Origin of the sequence: Streptomyces sp. NBC_00335 (assembly GCF_036127095.1) — a bacterium.
Taxonomy (GTDB): Bacteria; Actinomycetota; Actinomycetes; order Streptomycetales; family Streptomycetaceae; genus Streptomyces.
Map to the genome: position 1 here is coordinate 2876878 of NZ_CP108006.1, position 14319 is coordinate 2891196.

At 72.0% G+C, this 14319-nt stretch carries 16 protein-coding genes and 1 pseudogene; 4 read left to right on the forward strand and 13 right to left on the reverse strand.

Features of this window, described 5'->3' with window-relative positions:
• Window positions 1-9 precede the first annotated feature (9 nt).
• The 5 genes and pseudogenes from OHA37_RS12660 to OHA37_RS12680 all read right to left on the reverse strand — a co-directional run bounded on the left by OHA37_RS12660 (window position 10) and on the right by OHA37_RS12680 (window position 3474).
• A complete protein-coding gene (locus tag OHA37_RS12660; protein ID WP_266904701.1) occupies window positions 10-1101 on the reverse strand; it encodes a YlbL family protein in 1092 nt (363 codons plus the stop codon).
• A 70-nt stretch (window positions 1102-1171) separates the two neighbouring features.
• Window positions 1172-1378 (reverse strand): hypothetical protein, encoded by a 207-nt coding sequence (locus OHA37_RS12665; protein ID WP_266904703.1) that lies wholly within the window; start codon window positions 1376-1378, stop codon window positions 1172-1174.
• Window positions 1379-1484: 106 nt separating this feature from the next.
• Window positions 1485-1559: pseudogene (locus tag OHA37_RS12670) on the reverse strand (molybdenum cofactor biosynthesis protein MoaE); the annotation flags it as partial.
• A gap of 114 nt (window positions 1560-1673) precedes the next feature.
• A complete protein-coding gene (locus OHA37_RS12675; protein ID WP_266904705.1) occupies window positions 1674-2135 on the reverse strand; it encodes a molybdenum cofactor biosynthesis protein MoaE in 462 nt (153 codons plus the stop codon).
• A 175-nt stretch (window positions 2136-2310) separates the two neighbouring features.
• The gene (locus OHA37_RS12680) at window positions 2311-3474 is read right to left on the reverse strand and encodes an SDR family oxidoreductase (protein ID WP_323182328.1); all 1164 of its coding nucleotides are present in this window, start codon (window positions 3472-3474) and stop codon (window positions 2311-2313) included.
• Window positions 3475-3666: 192 nt separating this feature from the next.
• On the opposite strand from OHA37_RS12680, the gene OHA37_RS12685 reads away from it, so the two are divergent.
• Window positions 3667-5070 carry a zinc-dependent metalloprotease gene (locus OHA37_RS12685; protein WP_266904709.1) on the forward strand — a complete coding sequence of 468 codons (1404 nt, stop codon included), beginning with the start codon at window positions 3667-3669 and terminating at the stop codon, window positions 5068-5070.
• Window positions 5067-5591: an NUDIX hydrolase gene (locus tag OHA37_RS12690; RefSeq protein ID WP_266904711.1), complete on the forward strand. Its 525-nt coding sequence runs from the start codon at window positions 5067-5069 to the stop codon at window positions 5589-5591. Before OHA37_RS12685 ends, OHA37_RS12690 begins: the two co-directional genes overlap by 4 nt.
• 120 nt (window positions 5592-5711) lie before the next feature.
• Here OHA37_RS12690 and OHA37_RS12695 read toward each other — a convergent pair whose 3' ends face one another.
• The 4 genes from OHA37_RS12695 to OHA37_RS12710 all read right to left on the reverse strand — a co-directional run bounded on the left by OHA37_RS12695 (window position 5712) and on the right by OHA37_RS12710 (window position 9532).
• The gene (locus OHA37_RS12695; protein WP_266904713.1) at window positions 5712-6467 is read right to left on the reverse strand and encodes an AIM24 family protein; all 756 of its coding nucleotides are present in this window, start codon (window positions 6465-6467) and stop codon (window positions 5712-5714) included.
• A 17-nt stretch (window positions 6468-6484) separates the two neighbouring features.
• Complete coding sequence (locus OHA37_RS12700) at window positions 6485-7165, reverse strand: AIM24 family protein (RefSeq protein WP_266912721.1); 681 nt, start codon at window positions 7163-7165, stop codon at window positions 6485-6487.
• Between the two features lie 29 nt (window positions 7166-7194).
• Complete coding sequence (locus tag OHA37_RS12705; protein ID WP_266904715.1) at window positions 7195-8829, reverse strand: TerD family protein; 1635 nt, start codon at window positions 8827-8829, stop codon at window positions 7195-7197.
• A gap of 139 nt (window positions 8830-8968) precedes the next feature.
• The gene (locus tag OHA37_RS12710; protein ID WP_266912722.1) at window positions 8969-9532 is read right to left on the reverse strand and encodes a M48 metallopeptidase family protein; all 564 of its coding nucleotides are present in this window, start codon (window positions 9530-9532) and stop codon (window positions 8969-8971) included.
• A 248-nt stretch (window positions 9533-9780) separates the two neighbouring features.
• On the opposite strand from OHA37_RS12710, the gene OHA37_RS12715 reads away from it, so the two are divergent.
• Window positions 9781-10887, forward strand: a complete 1107-nt coding sequence (locus OHA37_RS12715; protein ID WP_266904717.1) for a TOMM precursor leader peptide-binding protein — start codon at window positions 9781-9783, stop codon at window positions 10885-10887.
• Between the two features lie 363 nt (window positions 10888-11250).
• The gene (locus tag OHA37_RS12720; RefSeq protein ID WP_266904719.1) at window positions 11251-12582 is read left to right on the forward strand and encodes an ABC1 kinase family protein; all 1332 of its coding nucleotides are present in this window, start codon (window positions 11251-11253) and stop codon (window positions 12580-12582) included.
• Window positions 12583-12609: 27 nt separating this feature from the next.
• Here OHA37_RS12720 and OHA37_RS12725 read toward each other — a convergent pair whose 3' ends face one another.
• The 4 genes from OHA37_RS12725 to OHA37_RS12740 form a co-directional block, all read right to left on the reverse strand.
• Complete coding sequence (locus OHA37_RS12725) at window positions 12610-12816, reverse strand: hypothetical protein (RefSeq protein WP_243336061.1); 207 nt, start codon at window positions 12814-12816, stop codon at window positions 12610-12612.
• Window positions 12817-12929: 113 nt separating this feature from the next.
• Window positions 12930-13262 (reverse strand): hypothetical protein, encoded by a 333-nt coding sequence (locus tag OHA37_RS12730; RefSeq protein ID WP_254384046.1) that lies wholly within the window; start codon window positions 13260-13262, stop codon window positions 12930-12932.
• Window positions 13259-13633, reverse strand: a complete 375-nt coding sequence (locus tag OHA37_RS12735) for a WhiB family transcriptional regulator (protein WP_266881030.1) — start codon at window positions 13631-13633, stop codon at window positions 13259-13261. The genes OHA37_RS12730 and OHA37_RS12735 overlap by 4 nt, the downstream gene beginning before the upstream one ends.
• Window positions 13634-13801: 168 nt before the next feature.
• The gene (locus OHA37_RS12740) at window positions 13802-14167 is read right to left on the reverse strand and encodes a hypothetical protein (protein ID WP_266904724.1); all 366 of its coding nucleotides are present in this window, start codon (window positions 14165-14167) and stop codon (window positions 13802-13804) included.
• Window positions 14168-14319: the final 152 nt, after the last annotated feature.

Below are 14319 nucleotides of genomic sequence, written 5' to 3' on the forward strand. Positions count from 1 at the left end.
GGGAAACGGTCAGGGCTTGGCGCTGCACTGCGTCAGCCCGGCCGTGTCCCCCTTGCTGATCTTCTCCAGCGCCTTCACGGCGTCGTCGATGGTGGAGACCTTGACCAGGGTCAGCCCGTCGGGCACGTCGGCCGCGGCGGAGGCGCAGTTCTCGGCGGGCGTCAGGAAGTACTGGGCGCCGGCCTGGCGGGCGCCGATGGTCTTCATCTGGATGCCGCCGATCGGGCCGACCTTGCCCGCGTCGTCGATGGTGCCGGTGCCGGCGATGAACTTGCCGCCGGTCAGGTTCTCCGGGGTCAGCTTGTCGACGATGCCGAGCGCGAACATCAGACCGGCACTGGGACCCCCGACGTCGGCGAGCTTGATGTCGATGGTGAACGGGAAGGTGTGGTCGGTGCCGGCCCGGATGCCGACGATCGCGTGACCGTCGTCCTCCGCCTTGCCCGCGATGATCGTGACCTTCGTCGTGCCGGTGGGCTCGCGGTGCGCCTTCTCGGCCTCGGCGGCCTCGGGGGCGGGCACGATGGTGAACTCGACCGGCTCGCCGGGCTTGTGCTTGGTGACCAGCTTGGCCACGTCCTCGGGAGCCTTGACGGGGGTGCCGTCCACGGCCTTGATGACGTCCCCGGCGTGCAGCTTGCCCTCGGAGGGGCTGTCCTTGACCACGGAGGCGACGATCACGCGGGCGGAGACCGGGATGCCGAGCTGCTTGAGGGCGGCCACCTTGGCGCTCTCCTGCGACTGGCTGAACTCCTCGGCGTTCTCCTGCGTGGACTCCTGCTCCGTCTTGCCGTCCGGATACAGGTTCTCGTGCGGCACCACGATGTTGTCCCCCGCGGCCCAGCCGTACACGGCCTCCAGCAGGTTCATGTCGTAGTCCGCGCCGGTGACGCGGACCGTCGTCATGTTCAGGTGCCCGTCGGTCGGGTACGTCTTGCGCCCCGAGATGTTCAGGACGGCCTCGCCGTGCGAGTCCCCGAGCGTGTTCACGGTCGGGCCCGGGCTCATCTCGGAGTACGGGGCCTTCATGAACACTCCCGCGCAGAGCAGCGCGAACAGCATGAGGGTGGAGGCGAGCATCGTCGCAGTGCGGCGTGGCATGGATCGACAGTACGTGACGGCCCTGAAGCGCGGCCCCCGGGGCCGGTCCGTACGGGGGCCCGCAGCCGCGTCAGACGGAGTCGACCGTGTCCTTCTTGCGCTCCGCGTCCGCCTTCGGCGCGCCCGGTTCGTTCTGGCCCATGGCCTCGCGGAACCGCGCGTAGCCCGCGAGCTCGGATATGTCACCGGATGTGCGGTCGCGTGCCGCCCAGCTGCCCCATATTGCCGCTCCGATCGCGGCGAACAGCGGAATCAGCAACCACGCCAAAGACGCCATGGGCGTGTCTCCCTACCCCGAAGTACGTGTTGTTGGTGGCTTCAACGCTGCTGCCCGGGAGGGGGTTACGCAAATCGAGGGCGTGTTGCGCGTCCGAACGGGGCAATCAGCAGGCGCCGACCCACTCCTCCGTACCGTCCGCAAAGGTCTGGTGCTTCCAGATCGGGACCTCGTGCTTGAGGACCCATCCTGCACGGCCCCCTCGCACTGCTCGGCGCCGGGGGCGCCTCACAGGCTTCGGCGGGCCGCGCCGGACTCCGTCCGTCGGCCGGCGGGCCCACCCGCCGGCCCCGCTTCAGCAGGCGCCGACCCACTCCTCCGTACCGTCCGCGAAAGTCTGGTGCTTCCAGATCGGGACCTCGTGCTTGAGGTCGTCGATCAGCATCCGGGCGGCTTCGAAGGCTTCGCCGCGGTGCGGGCAGGACACGGCGACGACCACCGCGAGGTCGCCGACGGCCAGGTCACCGATGCGGTGGACGGCGGCGAGGGCGCGGACCGGGTACTTCTCCACGACGCGCTCGGCGACGCGGCGCATCTCCGCCTCGGCCGACGGGTGGCAGGAGTAGCCGAGCGCGTCGACGTCCGCCCCGCTGTCGTGGTCGCGCACCGTGCCGACGAAGAGCGTCGTGCCGCCCGCCGCGTCGTCGCCGACGGCCTGGAAGACCTCGTCGATCGAAAGCGGGGTCTCACGGATTTCGAGCAGCCGGATCGGGTCCGGAGCGGCGTGCTCGCCGGGGTGATCGAAGTGCGGTGCCATACCTTCCATCGTGCCCTAGCCGCCGACCCGGCGGAATAGCAGTTTCACCAGGTCCCCACCGGCCCTCTTGGGAGCCTCCTACAGGAACCCCCTGGTCACGGCGCAGGCCAAACCGGCCGGACCCGGCCCCGCCGACCAGATCCAGCCCCGCCGGCAAAAACCGGCCCCGCCGGGGTCAGATGCCCCGGCGCCGGCGGGCGGCGCGGATCGCGGCGGCGGCGCCCAGCAGCGCGACCGTCGCCCCCGCGGCGCCGGCGGCCGTGGCGTCCTTGCGTCCCAGCCTGCGCCCCGCGACGGTGTGCCGCCCGGCGACCTCTTGGAGGAGCTCCGCCAGCACCTCCTCGTTGGTCCAGCGCGGCCGCCACCCCGCCGCGTGCAGCCTGCTGACGCTGACCACCCACGGGTGCATCGTGTACGCGAGGTCCCCGGCCGGGGACGGGGTGAGGCCGATCCGGTGCAGCCGGGCCGCCGCGCCCAGGGCCACGGCCGACGGGAGCTCCATGCGGCGGATCCCGCTCAGCTCCTCGACCTCCTCCTGCTCCAGCCAGCCCTCGCAGCCGACCGCCAGCTCTCCCTCGACCTTCTCCAGGGCCGCGTACTCCAGCGCGCTGACCAGGTCCTCGACGTGGCAGAACTGCCAGGTCGGGCGGGAGCCGGCCACCACCAGCAGGCGCGGGGACTCGAAGTAGCGGGTCAGCGCGGTGTCCGTACCGCCGACCAGTACCGCCGGGCGGACGACGGTGACGTTCAGGCCGGGGTGCGCGCGCGGCGCCCGGCGCCCCAGCCGCTCGATCTCCAGCAGGTCGCCGACGCCGGTCGCCTCGGCGGTGGCGCGCAGCTCGGCGTCCTCCGAGAGCGGGATGTCGTTGTCCGGCAGGGCCCCGTAGACCATCGCGGACGTGCAGAGCACGACCCGGTGCACTCCGGCCGCCGCGGCGGCGGTGAGCACGGTCTGGGTCCCCCGCACGTTGTACGCCGTACGGGCTGCCGGGTCCGTCTCCAGATCGAGGTCGAGGGCGAGGTGCACCACGACGTCCGCGCCGCGCAGTTTCTCCGCGATCGCGGGGTCCCGTACGTCCAGGAGGTGCCACACCGCGTCGGTGCTGTCCCCGCGCCGCTCGTCGATCGCGACGACCTGCTTGACCTCGTCGGACGCGGCCAGCCTGGTCACCAGGGCCGCTCCGACCCCCGAGGCGGCGCCGGTCACGGCGATCACGGGGCCTCGGCGCGCGGAGCCGCCCGGGTTTCGCGTCCGGCGAACGCCGTGGGCGTCCCCGCCGTGCTCAGGGCGGTCTTCCGGGCCCTGTTCGTCCAAAGCGTGCGGATCTGGGGAACTCACCAGGCGTCTCCAGCGGTTGTCTTCAGTAGGGACGCGCCGTGACGCGGACCCACCAGTTGATGTCCATCCTGCCGCAGCCCAGGAGTCAGCGGAGCACCGAGCCCGGAAGCGGGTCTGGTGTCTACGCTGGGTGGTGTTGTCGACCCATTGTCCGCCGGCCCCCGCCGGCGGCCCTACGAGCCGAGGAAACCCGTGAGCGACACCCCATTCGGATTCGGCCTTCCGCCCGAGGAGCCGGACAACGGCGACGAGGGCAAGAAGAAGGGCAACCAGGGCGGTCAGAGCGGCCCGAATCCGTTCGGGTTCGGCACGGGCCTGCCCGGCGGCTCCGGCGCCCCGGGGGACGCCGACAACCCCTTCGCCGCGATGTTCGGTTCCATGAACCCGAACGACCTCGGCGCCGCCTTCCAGCAGCTCGGCCAGATGCTGAGCTACGAGGGCGGCCCGGTCAACTGGGACATGGCCAAGGACATCGCCCGCCAGACCGTGGCCCAGGGCACCGCGGACGGGGTCAAGGACGCCAGCGTCGGCCTCGCCGAGAAGTCGGCGGTCGAGGAGGCCGTGCGCCTCGCCGACCACTGGCTCGACGACGTCACCTCGCTGCCGTCGGGCGCCGCCACCGCCGTGGCGTGGAGCCGCGCCGAATGGGTCGAGGCGACCCTGCCGGTGTGGAAGGAGCTCGTGGACCCGGTCGCCGAGCGCGTCGGCGCGGCCATGGGCGGCGTCCTGCCCGAGGAGATGCAGGCCATGGCGGGCCCGCTGCTCGGCATGATGCGCTCCATGGGCGGGGCCATGTTCGGCCAGCAGATCGGCCAGGCCGTGGGCACCCTCGCGGGCGAGGTCGTGGGCTCGACCGACGTCGGGCTCCCGCTGGGCCCGGCCGGCAAGGCCGCCCTGCTGCCGCTGAACATCGAGAGCTTCGGCAAGGACCTGGGCGTCTCCTCCGACGAGGTGCGGCTGTACCTGGCGCTGCGCGAGGCCGCGCACGCGCGGCTCTTCGCGCACGTGCCGTGGCTGCGCTCGCATCTCTTCGGCGCGGTCGAGGGGTACGCGCGGGGCATCAAGGTGGACACCTCGAAGCTGGAGGACGTGGTCGGCCAGCTCGACCCGTCGAACCCGGAGCAGCTTCAGGAAGCCCTTCAGGGCGGCATGTTCCAGCCGCAGGACACCCCCGAGCAGAAGGCTGCCCTGGCCCGTCTGGAGACGGCGCTCGCGCTGGTCGAGGGCTGGGTGGACGCGGTCGTGCACGAGGCCGCCAAGCCCCGGCTGACCTCGGCGGACGCCATGCGCGAGACCATGCGCAGGCGGCGCGCCTCGGGCGGCCCGGCGGAGCAGACCTTCGCCACGCTGATCGGGCTGGAGCTGCGGCCGCGCCGGCTGCGCGACGCCTCGCGGCTGTGGGCCTCGCTCACCGACGCGCGCGGGGTGGACGGGCGCGACGGGCTGTGGGAGCACCCGGACATGCTGCCGACCGCTTCCGACCTGGACGACCCGGACGGGTTCGTGCACCGCGAGCAGCTGGACTTCTCCGAGATCGACAAGATGCTGGGCGAGGCCGCCCAGAAGCGCGAGCAGGACGGCGACGACAAGAAGTGACCCTGTACGAAGACACGGTGCTGGTCCTGAAGTCCTACGAGGACCAGCCCGAGCTGCGCGACCTGTACCTGGAGCACTTGGCCGCCCACCCGGACGGGGTCTACAAGCCCTGCCAGGCGGGGCACGTCACGGGCAGCGCCCTGGTGATCGACCCGGTGCGGGACCGCGTGCTGCTGACCCTGCACAAGAAGCTCGGCATGTGGCTCCAGATGGGCGGCCACTGCGAGCCCGGTGACACGACCATCGCCGGGGCCGCGATGCGCGAGGCCGTGGAGGAGTCGGGCATCGCCGAGGGGCTGACCCTGGTGCCCGGCGGCCCGGTGCGCCTGGACCGGCATCCGATCCCGGCTCCGTGCAACTGGCACCTGGACGTGCAGTACGCGGTGCTGGCGCCCGCCGGTGCCCTCGAAGCGATCAGCGACGAGTCGCTGGACCTGCGCTGGTTCCCGTACGCCCAGGTGGCGGAGGTGGCCGACACCTCGGTGGTGCGGCTGCTGGAGGCGGCCCTGGCGCGGCTCTGAGCCGGCAGGAACAGGAGGAAGGGGCGGCCCCCGCCGATGCGGGGGCCGCCCCTTCCGTCCGTCCGTGCCCGGATCCGTGCGTACCGGGATCCGTGCGTACCGGGATCGTCCGTACCCGGATCAGTTCCAGGCGTTGTTCTGGTTCTGCGCGTGGGCGCCGTGCTGGCCCAGGCCGAACTGCGCGGCCGCACCCTGCCCGATCTGGGCGTTCTGCGGCGGGAGCGCCTCGCTGGGCTGGACCAGGGCGAAGCCGGTGCCGAGGAAGCTCAGCTCCCAGCCCTCGCCGGTGTTGCCGCGCCGCCGCCAGACGCCGGTGGAGTGCGTCTGGGCCTGCATCTGCACGCGCAGCGAGGTGGACCAGGCGACGATGGCGTCCGCGTCGGCGTTGACGTACTTGTCGGGCGTGACCTGCAGCATCAGCGGCTGGCCGGAGGTCATCAGCGCGACCTTGCCGCGGCCGGTGATGTTGAGCTGGTACTTGCCGGAGCCGGAGATCCCGTACTGGCTGTCCACCGCGATGGCCTCGGTGTGCAGGGTGGAGTCCAGGGCCAGCACGTAGCTGCTGTCGACCGTGAGGCCTTCCTGGTCCACGTCCACGACGTGGACGTACTGCGCCAGGTTGGCGAGGTAGACCGTGCCCTGACCGGAGCAGCGCATCAGGTCGAGGCCCTCGCCGGTGCGGGCGCGGGCGTTGCGCTGGGTGGTGCTCTGGTACTCGCCGTCGAAGTCGATGATCCCCTGGTAGGCGACCATCGCGCCCTTGCGGGCCAGGACGTCGTCGGAGCCGCTCAGGGAGACCCGCAGCAGCTGCGGGTTCTGGACGGCGTACCGCTCCTGGGACTGCGCCTCTGCGTGGGCGAAAAGTGAGCTCTGCATGGTGTGTCTTCTCCCCCTCAGCCCCGGGCCCGGAGCCGGTCGGTGCTGTCCTCGCTGGGCTGTACGACGACGATGCCCTGGCCGGAGAAGGCCATCTGGTAGGCCTCCCCGCTGCCCCGGCCCAGCATCGACGAGGCCTTGAAGCTGCGCTTGCCCTTGACCTTGAGGTTCGGGGACCAGGCGACGAGCGCGTCCGGGTCGACGTACGTCTCGTCGTCGCCGCGGCCGCAGTCGACCACGATCGGCGTGCCGCGCGAGGTGATCGCGACCCAGCCGGTGCCGGCGACCGACACGTTGAACAGGCCCTGGCCGGCGAACTTGGCCATGCCCTTGACCCGCTCCACGCCCCACTGGAGGTGGGCGTCGAAGGCGAGCAGGTTGGTGCCGTTGACGGAGAGCGAGTCGTTGTTGAGGTTGATCACGACGACGTCCGCGCCGTAGTCGGCGAGGTAGAGCAGGCCGTCGCCCGTGCACTTCATGAGCGGGGCGCCCTCACCGGTGAGCCACTGCGAGGCCATCTGGCGGACGGCCGGCGGGTTCGGCTCGTACTGGACGAAGCCCTCGTAGGCGACCATGGATCCGGTGCGCGCGAAGAGGTCCTGGCCGCTCTGCATGGCGACCTTGAGCATCGCGCGGCCGTGGTTCTCCATGCGGGCCGTGACGGGGGTCGGGGCGTAGCCCGCGAGCTGCTGGTTCATTGCGTTCATGGCATTCATGTGGGGCTCCCTCAGACCTCGTACGGCTGGACGACGATGAAGTTGCCGGGAGCGCCGCGGAACTGGAGGTTCACGGTCTCCCCGCTGTGGCCGGGGTAGGCGTTGCGGCGCAGCCGGACCTGGCTGGAGATGATCACCTGGGAGGCGGCCGACCACGCGACTATGGCGTTGCTGTCCGCGAAGGTGGTCGGGGTGACGGGCAGGACGACGGGCACGCCGTGCGTCTTGACGATCACCGTGCCGGTGCCCTGGAACTGCATGGTGAACAGGGCGCCGCCCGGGATGCCGTGGCCCTCGATGCGGCGGACCTCGTGCTGGAGCGACTCGTCGAAGGCGAGGACGTTCTCGGCGGAGACGCAGATGGCGTCGCCCTGGAGCTCGATGGCGTGCAGGTGCGCGCCTTCCTCCGCGAGGAAGACCTGGCCGCGGCCGGCGCAGCGCATCAGCTGCATCTCCTGGCCGGTGGCGTTGCCGACGACGCGGCCGGCGAAGCCCGCGCCCTTGTAGCTGAAGTCGACCTTGCCCTGGTAGAGGACCATGCTGCCCTGGCGGGCGAGGACGGCCTGGCCGCCCATGGCGAGATCGACGCGCATGAGCTGCTGGTTCTGCGGGGTCCAGCGGGCGCCGGTGGGCGCTTCCTTGTACGGCTGGAGGGCGGCGGCGAGTCCGGCGCCGGCGGCGGGCACCGCCTGCGGGGGCTGGCCGTAGCCCTGGGGCTGCTGGCCGAAGCCGGGCTGCTGGCCGTACGGGGGCTGCTGCTGGCCGGGGACCTGGCCGTACGAGGGCTGCGGCTGCTGCCCGTACGGCGCGGGGGCCGGGGCGGGCGGCGGAACCTGCCCGTAGGGCGCGGGGGCGGGCGGGGCCAGGGGGGCGCCCATCGGTGCGGCCATGGTGGGGGCCGCGTGGACGGGCTGCTGGTACGGCGCGGGGGCCGGGACCTGCGCCGGGGCGGGGGCCTGGGGCGGCGCCTGGGCCGGCGCACCGAAGGAGGGCGCCGGGGCCGGGGGCTGCGTCTGGGCGGGAGCGCCGAAGGAGGGCGCCGGGGCGGCGGCCTGCGGGGGCGGGGCGAAACCGGGCGCCGCGGCCGGGGCCTGCGCCTGCGCCGCGGGCTGCTCCTCCTCGGCGACCTCGCCGCCGAAGTTCTGGAGCAGCGCGGCGAGACCGCCGTCGAAGCCCTGACCGACGGCGGCGAAGCGCCATACGTCCTTGAGGTAGAAGTCGCCGATCATCAGCGCGCGCTCGGTGCTGAACTCCGAGCCCGAGAAGGAGTACCGGACGACCTCCTCGCCTCCCGCGACGATGCGGATGTAGCCGGGGCCGATCTGCGACATCTGCCCGGCGCCGTCGATGGAGGCGGCGAAGGAGAGCTTGTGGATGTTGGCAGGAATGCGGTCCAGGGTCACCCGGAAGGATTCCGTGTCGCCGGCCTGCGTGCCGAGCTGCTGGATGGACTCCTCCGGCGACTTCGGCTGGTTGAAGAAGACGAAGTAGCGGTCGTCCGAAAGCTGTTCGTTGACGTCCAGGCCGAAGCAGCTGATGTCGATGGCGAGTCCCGGCCCGGCGATCTGGACACCCACATAGAGGTCTGTGCCCGCTGTCAGATCACTGATTTTGGCCTTGTGACCGCGTTGGAATTCCCTGGCCATACGTAAGACCGTCCCCCATCCCGACTGTGAATGCGTGCCGCTCAGGCTAACGGCATCCCCGGACATCCGGCCAAGTCGGTACCGACCCGGTACATATCACGAGGCGTGACATGACGGGTATATAGCGGACAAATGCTGATCATTCCTCGCGGGCGGCGGGGACTTTCGGAAGGCGTTCGGCGGCGACGACACCTTCGAGGTACCCGCGTGCCCGCTCGGTGCGCGGGTACGCCTCCAGGAGTTCCCAGAAGCTGGGGCCGTGGCCGGGCACGAGGAGGTGCGCCAGCTCGTGCAGCAGCACGTAGTCGACGACGTACTCCGGCATCCCCTGGATGCGGTGGGAGAGCCGGATGCTGCCTTCGGCCGGGGTGCAGGAGCCCCAGCGGGTGTTCTGATTGGTGACCCAGCGGACCGTACGGGGGCGGGCGCGGCCGCCGAAGTACTGCTCGGACAAACGCTCGGCGCGCTCGGCGAGTTCCGCGTCCCCGAGGGTGCGCTTGCTCTCCTGCGCCGCCAGCTTGTCGAGCATGACGCCCACCCAGCGCTGCTCTTCGGCCTCGGACATCCGGGCAGGGATGAGGACGACCGTACGATCGCCCTCGCGATAGGCGGATACGGTCCTTCGGCGGCGCGCGCTCCGGCGGACTTCGACGGCGCGCTGCGGTGGATCGGCTGACACGCCACGACGGTACCCGCTCGCCACGGCGGAAGTCCCGCCCCGCTCGGGGTCGAACACGAACCGATGCGCAGTCGGCGGCACGGGCGCCCCAAAGAGCCCCGATCATTCATTTCATATACCTAATACCCCTCACCTGTGGACAAACTTGCGCAGGTCTTTCGCCGGCCGGGCAATCTTGCGGAAAGCGACGCGGACCCGAGGGACTGACCGGACCCGGCGGACCCAGGGGAATGCGGCGCGCGAATCGAAGCGCGAATCGAGGGAGAACCGCGATGTATCCGAAGGTGAAGCCGGCACTGGCCCGGGCCTGGCGCGATCTGCAGACGGTGCAATTCGGCGTGACGCCCGCCCACGCGGTGGTGCTCGGCCCGGTGGACACGGCGACGGGCGCGCTCCTGGAGCTGATCGACGGGACGCGGGGCATGGAATTGCTCCGGTCGGAGGGCAAGGGGATGGGGCTCCCGGACGGCCGGGTCGACGAGGTGGTGCGCAGGCTGGCGGCGGCCGGGCTGCTCGACGACGCCACGGCGGGCGGCCCCCGCGCCCAGGCGGTGCGGGACCGCCCGGAGGCCCTTGAGCGGCTCGGCCCGGACCTGGGGTCGCTGTCCTTGGTCCGCCCCCGGCCGGGTGGGGACTTACAGGGGGTCGCCGCCCGCCGGGTGATACGGGTTCAAGTGCGCGGGAGCGGCCGCGTGGGCGCGGTGATCGCCTCGGTCCTGGCGGGAGCGGGCATCGGCCGGGTCGAGGTGCTCGACGGGGGCCGCGCGCAGCCGGCGGACGTGGCGCCGGGCGGCCTGGGCCCCGGCAGCGTCGGGCGGCTGCGCGCCGAAGCCGCGCGGGCCGCGGTCCGCGACGCCGCCCCCGGGCGCGGGCCGCGGACCGGGGAGAGCGAGGGACCGGAGCCGGGGCTGGCCCTGGTGGTGGTCGCGCCCCGGGACGGGCTGCAGTCCTGGGCCCCCGATCCGGAGACGGCGGCCGACTGGGTCAGCACCGGCACCCCGCACCTGTACGCGGGGGTGCTGGAGGGGACCGGCCTGGTGGGACCGCTGGTCCTCCCCGGAGCCACGGCGTGCGCCGGCTGTATGGAGCGCGACCGGATCGAGCGGGACCCGGCCTGGCCGCGCATGCTGGTCCAGTGGCGCTCGGCCCACCGCCGCCGGGCCGCCGCCGCCTGCGACCTGGGCCTCTCCACCGCCGTGGCCGGTCTGGCCGCCGCCCACGCCCTGTCGTTCCTCGACGGCGAACTCCCCGCCTCCACCGCCACCCGCTGGGAGGCCTCCCTCCCGACCCTCGACTGGCAGTCCACTCCGGTCCATCCGCACCCCGACTGCCCGTGCGCGGCGGCCGGGGTCCCGGCGGAGCAGGAGGTGGGGGCGTGAGGGGGGTGTTGGGGAGGCACGGCGGTCCCCTCCTCGACGACCTCGCCGAACCGCGCGAGGTGGTGCCCGGCCCGCTGCCATCGCGGTTCCCGCCTCGAAGCGACCCGCCCCGCCATCCCCCGGGCCGTCCCCCGGGCCGTCCCCCGCCCCTTCCACCGGGATTGCGCGGACCGCTCCACCGCCGTGCCGTCCCCTGGGTGCGGACGTCGTCTGCCCGCGGTGGATTCCCGCCGGGTTCCGGGCGGGAGACTCGGACGGGGTGGGCGCGGGGGGTCATGACAGGATGCCTTTGGCCGGGAAGGACTTCGGGGGACTCCCCCGAACGCCGCTCGCGGCTCAGCTGTCTGGGAATTGGAGGGGCTCATGTCTGATCTTCCCCGGAAGGCGGTCACCCGTACCGTCAAGCTGGCCGCGCTGCCGCTCGGCATAGCGGGCCGGGCCACCTGGGGGCTCGGCAAGCGGATCGGCGGCAAGTCGGCGGAGATAGTGGCGCGTGAGCTCCAGCAGCGGACCGCCGAGCAGCTGTTCCGGGTACTGGGAGAGCTGAAGGGGGGCGCCATGAAGTTCGGTCAGGCGCTCTCGGTCTTCGAGTCGGCACTGCCCGAGGAAGTCGCCGGGCCCTACCGGGCGGCGCTGACGAAGCTGCAGGAGGCTGCCCCGCCGCTGCCCGCGGCCACCGTGCACCAGGTGTTGTCGGAGCGGCTCGGCGCGGACTGGCGGGAGCTGTTCGAGGAGTTCGAGGACAAGCCCGCCGCGGCCGCCTCGATCGGGCAGGTGCACCGGGCTGTCTGGCACGACGGCCGCCAGGTGGCGGTCAAGGTCCAGTACCCGGGGGCCGGCGAGGCCCTGCTGTCGGACCTGAAGCAGCTGAGCCGGTTCGCGGGGCTGCTGGGGCCGCTGATCCCGGGCATGGACATCAAGCCCTTGATCAAGGAGCTGCGCGACCGGGTCTCGGAGGAGCTGGACTACGAGCTGGAGGCCGAGGCGCAGCGGACGCACGCGGACGCCTTCGACGGCGACGAGGACGTGCTCGTGCCGGACGTGGTGCACCAGGGCGACCAGGTGCTGGTGACCGAGTGGATCGAGGGGACCCCGCTGTCGGAGGTGATAGCCGACGGCACCCCCGAGGAGCGCGACCGCGCCGGACAGCTGCTGGCCCGGTTCCTCTTCTCCGGCCCCGCGCGCACCGGGCTGCTGCACGCCGATCCGCACCCCGGCAACTTCAGGCTGGTCTCCGGGGCGGACGGCCGGACGCGGCTGGGCGTACTGGACTTCGGGACGGTCGACCGGCTGCCCGGCGGCTGGCCCAAGCCCATCGGCCGGTCGCTGCGGATGGCGCTGGACGACGATGCCGAGGGGGTCTACGGGCACCTGCGCGCGGAGGGCTTCGTGCGCGAGTCCATCGAGCTGGAGGCCGACGCGTTGCTCGACTATCTGAGGCCGATGCTCGAACCGGCCGAGGCCGAGGACTTCACCTTCACGCGGACCTGGCTGCGCGGGCAGGCCGCGCGGATCGCCGACCCCCGCTCCCCCGCGCACCAGTTGGGCCGGCAGATCAATCTGCCGCCCTCCTACCTGCTGATCCACCGGGTGACGCTGAGCACCATCGGGGTGCTGTGCCAGCTCGGTGCCACGGTCAGGCTGCGCGAGGAACTCGACTCCTGGCTGCCGGGGTTCCTGCCCGACGAGGGCTGAGCCGGGCGGGCGGTCCCGGGCGGGCGCTCACCACCAGGCGGAGTCGAGGCGGCCTTCGATGGCGCGGAGGTTCGCACGCGCGCAGTCGACGCAGAAGTACTGTCTGGTCCCGTTCTCGACGGAGCAGGTCCAGGTGGGCGGGGCGCCGGCCGGGGACTGGGCGCCGCAGCGCGCGCAGACGACGGGCGGGGCCTCGGTTCCCGGCGGTGCCGGGTGGGGAGTCGGCTGGTCCACCTCCAGACGATATCCCCGCGGGAGCCGGCGGGCGGTCCGCAACGCACCGGGGGGACCGGCCCGTTCGGGCCGGTCCCCCCGGTGGTTTCCTCAGAGCCTTCTCCGGCTCTGTCTTAGTGCATGACGGCCATGGCCAGCGCGCGCCGGGCGCGCAGCGAGACGCGCTCGGCTCGGCGCTGCATGCGCCGCGCGGCGACCAGGCGCACGGCGCGACGCTCGGCGTCGACCTCACGCATGCGGTCGTCCATATGGGCACGAGCCATGGCTTCTGGGATGAGTTGCATTTCGCGGGTCCTGTTCTGACGCGAGGTGATCGCGCCGGCGGTGATGAAGTCTGCGGTGGCGGAGCCGTGCGGCTGCTCGCTCGTGGTGGCGTGGGGGGACATGAGGGCCTGCTTCAGGGGGTCGTGCGTCAGGGGGCGGTCGATGGTTCCGTTGGCGGTCATGCCGCGACAACCGGGTTCTTGCGCGGACGGCCACGGGGACGCTTCCGGGCGACGACGACACCCTGGACGAAGAGCTCGCCTCCCCAGACACCCCAGGGCTCGCGGCGCTCCAGCGCACCGGCGAGGCAGGCCTCGACCAGCGGGCAGGTGCCGCAGAGGGACTTCGCGTACTCGACGTCGGCCGGGGACTCGGCGAAGAAGACCTCGGGGTCGTAGGTGCGACAGGCGACGGGCACGCCGAGGTTCTCGATGGCGTCGTCGAGCGCGGTGAGCGCGGTGAGGGGAGTCAAGGTGGAGTCCTCCGGGACTACTGCGGGCGGGGAGAGGGTCTGGGTCTTCGGTACGGACGGGGCGTGCGCTTCGAGTTGCACGGTGGTTTCTTCCTCGTCTTGTTCGTCTAGTCGTTCCGGCCGGTCGGCCGGGGGCGGCTGGGGTACCTCGCCCCTTCGGTCCGTCGTCCCCTGTTCGGGGACAAACAGAAGGGCCGCGGATCCCGGGTGGGGTTCCGCGGCCCTGAAGGCGCCGGTCTGATCGTCAGATCAGACTGGATCACTCCAGGGTTCGAGCCCGCGGTAGGCCCACATCAGGTGGTGCTGCTTCTTCGTCTGCTTCGTCTGCTGCGTCTTGAATCCGGCACTGGCGGCACCGGCTGCGGCCGCAAAGGCATAGGCGCCATGCGCCTGGGCTTCTGCTGCCAGTACTGCCACCGGTGCCTTGGTCCGTCGCTCATTGCGCTCACTGACCGGCAGTGCGGCGGGCAGGACGGGGCTGTCAGCGCAAATGGCGGACAGACCGGTACCCGGCAGAGCGGTACCCGTGAGGGCGAGGAGCGTGGAGGAGCCGAGCGTGCAGGAAGCGGCAACCGAGCGATCGGTCATTTTGGTGGTGGTGATGAAGCTGGTCACTGGTCTCGCCTCCTCTCGGCGTCTCGGGGACTCGGCCCGGAGGCCTGGTCCCATGCGTATTCGGATAAGTACAGCACGAATCGGGGGCTTCGGAGAAGCCACCGTTTCCGTTGCTAAGAACCTATGGGGCTTCGCTGGGCATGTGCAAACTA

What these genes read in the sequence shown, in the direction of transcription:
- OHA37_RS12720 (WP_266904719.1), top strand. Translation starts at nt 11,251, where the DNA reads ATGTCTGATCTTCCCCGGAAGGCGGTCACCCGTACCGTCAAGCTGGCC.
- OHA37_RS12675 (WP_266904705.1), bottom strand. Translation starts at nt 2,135, where the DNA reads ATGGCACCGCACTTCGATCACCCCGGCGAGCACGCCGCTCCGGACCCG.
- OHA37_RS12695 (WP_266904713.1), bottom strand. Translation starts at nt 6,467, where the DNA reads ATGCAGAGCTCACTTTTCGCCCACGCAGAGGCGCAGTCCCAGGAGCGG.
- OHA37_RS12730 (WP_254384046.1), bottom strand. Translation starts at nt 13,262, where the DNA reads ATGACCGCCAACGGAACCATCGACCGCCCCCTGACGCACGACCCCCTG.
- OHA37_RS12705 (WP_266904715.1), bottom strand. Translation starts at nt 8,829, where the DNA reads ATGGCCAGGGAATTCCAACGCGGTCACAAGGCCAAAATCAGTGATCTG.
- OHA37_RS12700 (WP_266912721.1), bottom strand. Translation starts at nt 7,165, where the DNA reads ATGAACCAGCAGCTCGCGGGCTACGCCCCGACCCCCGTCACGGCCCGC.
- OHA37_RS12715 (WP_266904717.1), top strand. Translation starts at nt 9,781, where the DNA reads ATGTATCCGAAGGTGAAGCCGGCACTGGCCCGGGCCTGGCGCGATCTG.
- OHA37_RS12665 (WP_266904703.1), bottom strand. Translation starts at nt 1,378, where the DNA reads ATGGCGTCTTTGGCGTGGTTGCTGATTCCGCTGTTCGCCGCGATCGGA.
- OHA37_RS12660 (WP_266904701.1), bottom strand. Translation starts at nt 1,101, where the DNA reads ATGCCACGCCGCACTGCGACGATGCTCGCCTCCACCCTCATGCTGTTC.